The 4,667-nt window shown below is 59.4% G+C and carries 4 protein-coding genes and 1 pseudogene; all 5 read right to left on the bottom strand.

The features are described 5' to 3' along the window. Nucleotides 1-59: 59 nt before the first annotated feature. Nucleotides 60-1,286: a histidine--tRNA ligase gene (hisS, locus tag ACIOU6_RS25475; RefSeq protein WP_401139304.1), complete on the bottom strand. Its 1,227-nt coding sequence runs from the start codon at nt 1,284-1,286 to the stop codon at nt 60-62. A 37-nt stretch (nt 1,287-1,323) separates the two neighbouring features. Further along, nucleotides 1,324-2,433, bottom strand: a complete 1,110-nt coding sequence (gene ispG, locus ACIOU6_RS25470; protein WP_401139302.1) for a flavodoxin-dependent (E)-4-hydroxy-3-methylbut-2-enyl-diphosphate synthase — start codon at nt 2,431-2,433, stop codon at nt 1,324-1,326. Between the two features lie 3 nt (nt 2,434-2,436). After that, entirely contained in the window at nt 2,437-3,444 is a 1,008-nt protein-coding gene (locus ACIOU6_RS25465; RefSeq protein ID WP_401139300.1) for a RodZ domain-containing protein, read from the bottom strand. After that, nucleotides 3,444-4,202 carry a type IV pilus biogenesis/stability protein PilW gene (gene pilW / locus ACIOU6_RS25460; RefSeq protein ID WP_401139298.1) on the bottom strand — a complete coding sequence of 253 codons (759 nt, stop codon included), beginning with the start codon at nt 4,200-4,202 and terminating at the stop codon, nt 3,444-3,446. Before pilW ends, ACIOU6_RS25465 begins: the two co-directional genes overlap by 1 nt. A gap of 12 nt (nt 4,203-4,214) precedes the next feature. Next, nucleotides 4,215-4,667, bottom strand: a pseudogene (locus ACIOU6_RS25455) (23S rRNA (adenine(2503)-C(2))-methyltransferase RlmN); the annotation flags it as partial.

The raw sequence follows: 4,667 nt of genomic DNA, 5'->3' as shown, positions 1-4,667 counted from the left end.
CCCTGCACGACGCAGGTGGCCAGGTGAGCGGCGAGCGCATCCCAGGCAATGCTTTGTTGTTAGCCCTGGCCACGCAGGGGTTTGAAACCTACCACTTGCTGGGCCATTTCGTCGTCACCCAGGATCAGTGCGTACAGCGCACCGCTCTTGTCGGCTTTCTTGAACTGGCTTTTGAAGCTACCGGCGCCGGCATTGACTTGCAGACGCAGATTTGGAAGTTGATCGCGAACACGCTCGGCCAAGGTAAGAGCGGCCAACTCGGCCTCTTCACCGAAGGCACAGAGGTAGACGTCGACCTGACGGGAGATTTCTTCCGGGATCTGTTCCAGGGTTTCGAGCATCAGCACCAGACGCTCGATGCCCATGGCGAAACCAACGCCTGTGGTCGGCTTGCCGCCCATCTGCTCAACCAGACCGTCGTAACGGCCGCCCGCGCACACGGTGCCTTGGGCGCCGAGCTTGTCGGTGACCCATTCGAAAACGGTTTTGCTGTAGTAATCAAGGCCTCGAACCAGCTTGGGGTTGAGCACGTAAGGAATGCCGACGGCGTCCAGACGGGCCTTCAGGCCTTCGAAGTGGGCACGGGACTCGTCGTCCAGGTAGTCAGCCATTTTCGGCGCATCGACCAACACGGCTTGAGTGTCGGCATTTTTGGTGTCGAGCACCCGCAGCGGGTTGGTTTTCAAACGACGCTGGCTGTCTTCGTCGAGCTTGTCGTGGTGCGCCGAGAGGTACTCGACCAGCGCTTCACGATAACGACCACGGGACTCGCTGGTGCCCAGGCTGTTGAGTTCAAGTTTGACGGCGTCACGAATGCCCAACTCGCCCCAAAGGCGCCAGGTCATGATGATGAGTTCGGCGTCAATGTCCGGACCGTCGAGGTTGAACACCTCCAGACCGATCTGATGGAACTGGCGATAACGCCCCTTCTGCGGACGTTCGTGGCGGAACATCGGGCCGATGTACCAGAGTTTTTGTACTTGGCCGCCACCGGTGATGCCGTGCTCGAGCACTGCACGCACGCACGCTGCGGTACCTTCCGGACGCAAGGTCAGGGAGTCGCCGTTGCGGTCTTCGAAGGTGTACATCTCTTTTTCAACGATGTCGGTGACTTCACCGATCGAGCGCTTGAACAGCTCGGTGAACTCGACGATCGGCATGCGGATCTGCTTGTAACCGTAGTTATCCAGCAGACGCGCAACAGTGCCCTCGAAATAACGCCACAGCGGGGTCTGTTCGGGCAGGATGTCGTTCATGCCACGAATGGCTTGCAATGACTTGCTCACTTTAAATCCTTAAATTCGTTCGGCTCTACAGTCAGGCTCAACCGCGCGCGATAACCGCAGCGTCAGCTTCGACCTTTTCGGCCGCTTTCTGGCGGATCAGCTTTTCCAGCTCATCCACCAGATTGTCATTCGTCAGTTTCTGCGACGGTTTGCCGTCGATGTAAATCAGGTTTGGCGTGCCGCCGGTCAAGCCGATATGAGCTTCCTTGGCTTCGCCGGGGCCGTTGACCACGCAACCGATCACCGCGACATCCAGCGGCACCAGCAGGTCTTCAAGGCGCCCTTCCAGCTCGTTCATGGTCTTGACCACATCGAAGTTCTGCCGCGAGCAACTTGGGCAGGCGATGAAGTTGATTCCACGGGAACGCAGGCGCAAAGACTTGAGAATGTCGTAGCCGACCTTCACTTCCTCGACCGGGTCGGCCGCCAGCGAGATGCGGATAGTATCGCCAATCCCCTCGGCGAGCAGCATACCTAGGCCCACGGCGGATTTCACCGTACCCGAACGCAATCCACCCGCTTCGGTGATACCCAGGTGCAGTGGCTGAACGATTTCTTTCGCAAGCAGGCGGTAGGCTTCAACAGCCATGAACACGTCGGAGGCCTTCACGCTGACCTTGAAATCCTGGAAATTCAGGCGTTCGAGGTGTTCGACGTGACGCAGCGCGGATTCAACCAGCGCAGCGGGGGTGGGCTCGCCGTATTTCTTTTGCAGGTCTTTTTCCAGGGAACCGGCGTTAACGCCGATGCGAATCGGGATCCCGCGGTCACGGGCGGCATCAACCACCGCACGCACGCGGTCTTCACGACCGATATTGCCCGGGTTGATACGCAGGCAGTCCACACCCAGTTCTGCCACGCGTAAAGCGATCTTGTAGTCGAAGTGGATGTCGGCAACCAGTGGCACCTTGACCAGTTGCTTGATCTTGCCGAACGCCTCGGCAGCGTCCATGTCTGGCACCGAGACGCGGACGATGTCGACGCCGGCAGCTTCAAGACGGTTGATCTGCGCAACAGTGGCGGCAACATCATTGGTGTCGCTGTTGGTCATGCTCTGCACAGCGATAGGCGCATCGCCGCCTACCGGTACGTTACCGACCCAGATCTTGCGCGAGACGCGACGTTTGATTGGTGATTCGCCGTGCATGACTTATTGACCCAACTTCAGGCGAGCAGTCTCGCCACTGGTGAACGGAGCGATATCGACCGGTTGGCCGTTGTAGCTGACCTGCGCGGCGCGGGCAACACCCAGGCGCACAGCAAGCGGCGGCTTGCCGGAAACAGATACGCTGTCGCCTTTATGCTTCAGACCACTGAACAGAACCTTGCCACGACCATCGGTCACTTGTGCCCAGCAATCGCCGGTGAACTGCAACTGCACCTGACCATCGCCGGCAACGGGTGCAGGCGCTTCCTGGGCCGGTGCAGGCGTTGCCAGGGCGACCGGTGCTGTGACCGTCGGCGCTGGCGTGGCCGGTACGCTGGGGGCCGGGGTCGCAACAACTGGCGCGGGAGCGGGAGCGGCCGGTTCGGCTGGAGCAGGTGCCGGGGCGGCGCCTTCAGGGCCGGTCGATTCGGCTGTGGTTTCCGACTGCGGTAGCGCCAGCGCAGTGGCGCCCTCGGCCTGACCTTGCGCAACAGCCTGGTCCTCCGGCTCGTCTATCGGGTGTATCTGGGTCGTGCCGTCGGCGCCTTCGACTTCAACGTGCTCCGATGCCAGGCTGGTCAATTCTTTGGTTCGCAGCGATGTCTGATCCTGCCACCAGACGAAACCGCCGCCAATCACCGCGATCAGCAACAGCAGGCAGACGATACGCAAAATGGTGTGGGAAACCCGAACAGGCTCCTCGATACGGCCAAGGGCGTGTACGTTACTGCCTTGGGAGTCGGTGCCGGTGGACTGGTCGAATTGCTGGACCAGAACGGTCTGGTCCATGCCGAGCAATTTGGCATAAGCGCGAATGTAACCGCGTGCGAAGGTATGCCCCGGCAGCTTGTCGAAAGCGCCGGCTTCAAGATTGCTCAGGGAAGTCACAGTGAGGTTGAGCTTGAGGGCCACTTCGGCCAGCGACCAGCCATTGCTTTCGCGGGCCTGGCGCAGGGTCTCACCGGGGTTAACGCGATTCGCTGCTACAACTTCGGGATGCGCCGCTTTCATCATTGCTCCGACAGGTATTGCTGATATTCCGGCGTACCGGGATAGAGTCGTTTTAATTGCAGGCCGTAACTGGCTGCCTTGTCGCGATCTTCAAACACTTTCGCCAGCCGAACGCCGAGCAATAGACTACGTGCATTTTGATCGGTAAGCAGGCTGAAACGGTCGTAATAGTCACGTGCGGGCACATAATGCCTGTCTTCGAAGGACAACTCAGCCATTTCCAGCAATGCGCGCGGTTGTTGACGATTCAATCGCAGCGCCTTTTCCAGCTGCTGCTGCGCCAGGTCACGCTCACCGAGCTTCGATGCCGTCATGCCGAGGTTCTCGAACACACGCGAACGCTCAGGATACAGGGTATCGGCGGCGGCCTGTTCAAAACGCTCGTAGGCTTCCTTATAACGCTGCTCTTCGTAGAGAAAACTGCCGTAATTGTTGAGCGTTCGCGCATCACCCGGACGGGAGGACAAGGCCTTGCGAAAGTGCTCGTCAGCCAGTTTGGGCTCCATCTCGGCCTGAAATACCAGCCCGAGGGCAGCATTGGCGTCAGGATCCGAACTGTCGAGCTCCAGTGCTTTTTTCAGCGGCACTTTGGCCCGCTCGCTCATGCCTTGCTGCAAGTACCCCAGCCCGAGTTGCACGTAGGCAGCCCGCGCTTCATCGCGGCCCTTGCTGGTCTTCATCGGGTTGTAGTCACCCGACAGGACACAACCAGCACACAGGCTGGCCAACAGCAACAGCAGCGCAAAGCGCAGGGACATAGAGATCCTCTCTTAGTTAGTGTTCGCGGCGTTCTGTGCCAGATCGCTGTCGGCGCTCAACTCACGCACGGCGATGTAACGTTCGCTGCGACGGGTGCGATCCAGCACCTGCCCTACCAATTGACCGCACGCGGCGTCGATGTCTTCACCACGGGTGGTGCGGACGGTGACGTTGAAACCGGCCTGATGCAACTGATCCTGGAAGCGACGGATCGCGTTGTTGCTCGGCCGCTCGTACCCGGAATGCGGGAACGGGTTGAACGGAATCAGGTTGATCTTGCATGGAATGTTCTTCAGCAACTCGACCATTTCAACGGCGTGTTCAACCTTGTCGTTGACGTCCTTGAGCAAGGTGTACTCGATGGTCAGCACACGCTTCTCGCCAAGGGCGGACATGTAGCGCTGGCACGACTCGAGCAGCATCTTAAGCGGATATTTCTTGTTGATCGGCACCAATTGGTTACG

This window comes from Pseudomonas sp. NPDC087615, from assembly GCF_044743445.1.
Taxonomy (GTDB): Bacteria; Pseudomonadota; Gammaproteobacteria; order Pseudomonadales; family Pseudomonadaceae; genus Aquipseudomonas; species Aquipseudomonas baetica_A.
The sequence above is the reverse complement of the archived record's forward strand: the minus strand, read 5'-3'. Positions and strand labels throughout refer to the sequence as shown.

Bases quoted from the DNA above. Each gene is read 5' to 3' on its own strand.
- ispG (WP_401139302.1), bottom strand. From the start codon at position 2,433: ATGCACGGCGAATCACCAATCAAACGTCGCGTCTCGCGCAAGATCTGG.
- ACIOU6_RS25465 (WP_401139300.1), bottom strand. From the start codon at position 3,444: ATGAAAGCGGCGCATCCCGAAGTTGTAGCAGCGAATCGCGTTAACCCC.
- pilW (WP_401139298.1), bottom strand. From the start codon at position 4,202: ATGTCCCTGCGCTTTGCGCTGCTGTTGCTGTTGGCCAGCCTGTGTGCT.